The organism is Pseudarthrobacter sp. PH31-O2 (assembly GCF_030063265.1).
Lineage (GTDB): Bacteria > Actinomycetota > Actinomycetes > Actinomycetales > Micrococcaceae > Arthrobacter.
Genome location: NZ_JASIST010000026.1, coordinates 1 through 1,271, shown reverse-complemented (window position 1 = coordinate 1,271; position 1,271 = coordinate 1). Strand labels below are relative to the sequence as shown.

1 protein-coding gene and 1 pseudogene are annotated in these 1,271 nt (G+C 67.7%); both read left to right on the top strand.

What is annotated here, in order from left to right; all coding sequences use genetic code 11:
• A pseudogene (locus QMG72_RS17705) lies at positions 1 to 360 on the top strand (IS21 family transposase); the annotation flags it as partial.
• Positions 357 to 1,136: an IS21-like element helper ATPase IstB gene (istB, locus tag QMG72_RS17700; protein ID WP_283481352.1), complete on the top strand. Its 780-nt coding sequence runs from the start codon at positions 357 to 359 to the stop codon at positions 1,134 to 1,136. The pseudogene QMG72_RS17705 and the gene istB, both read left to right, overlap by 4 nt.
• Positions 1,137 to 1,271 lie beyond the last annotated feature (135 nt).

The window sequence follows — 1,271 nt, the reverse complement described above, 5'->3', positions numbered from 1 at the left end:
ATGAAGGCCCGGAGCGCCGCGGAAGCGGAGTTCCTTAGCATCGGGGACGGCGCCCGCACCTGGCTGCTCGAGGCCGCAGCGGCTGGCACCGGGCGAATGAACGTGAAAATGGCCGAAGCGGTCGCCCTGGCCAAGATCGCCGGGCAGTCCGAAGTCGACCAGGCGCTGGGCACCGCAGCCATCCATGGCCGTTTCGCGAACAAGGACCTCGCCTCAATCCTGAACGCCGCGGGTTCACGCACCACCACCCATGCCGCCGGGGAAACCCGGTCCCTGACCCAAGGCACCGCCGCGTGGGCGGCGATCGGCCGCCCACCCGCTGCCACCAGTTCCGCCGGCACGCTGGGAGAAAACGCATGAGCCCGGTCCCGGCCACCGCGCCAGTACTGCCGGCGGAGCTGGAGGCGCTGATGCGGCAGCTGAAGATGCCCCACGCACGGGCGCTGGCGCCGGAACTGATCGCGACCGCCCGCGCCCAGCGCTGGGAACCGGCCGAAGTCATCAAAGCCCTCTTCGTCGAGGAAGTCGCGGGCCGGTCCCGGTCCATGCTCGCCACCAGGCGCAAGGCCGCGGGCTTCCCGACCGGGAAGACCTTCGACACCTGGGACCCGGCGGCCTCCTCGATCCCGGCACCGACGCAGCAGGCGCTGCGGACGCTGGAATGGATCGGGCGGAAGGAAAACGTCGTGATCTGCGGCCCCTCCGGCACGGGCAAAACCTTCTTCCTCGAAGCCCTCGGCCAGCAAGCCGTCGAGGCCGGCCTGCGGGTCGCGTGGTTCCGGCTCGAGGACCTCGGCGCTCTCATGCGCGCCCACCGCTCCGATGACAGCGTCACTAAAGTCGTCGCCCGGATCCTGCGCGCAGATTTGGTGGTGGTCGATGATATAGGCCTCTTGCCGGTGGGCACCGACGCGGCCGAGGGCCTCTACCGCCTCGTCGACGCCGCCTACGAGAAACGCTCCATCGCGGTCTCCTCAAACCTGCATCCCGCCGGCTTTGACGAGCTCATGCCCAAAACCCTGGCCACAGCCACAGTCGACCGGCTGCTGCACCACGCGCACGTCTGCCAAACCTCAGGAGAATCGATCCGTCTCAGCCAGGCCCTGGCCGGAAAAGGAGTGACCCCAATGAACTAAACCCACACCCCAGCATGGCCAACGCCACCGAATACCCGGTGGGCAGATCTGGTGGCCATGAGTGGGCAGTTTTCATGGCCACCAGCGGGCGTTTTTGCTGACCGCCAGTGGGCACAAACTATTGGCCATTGACAC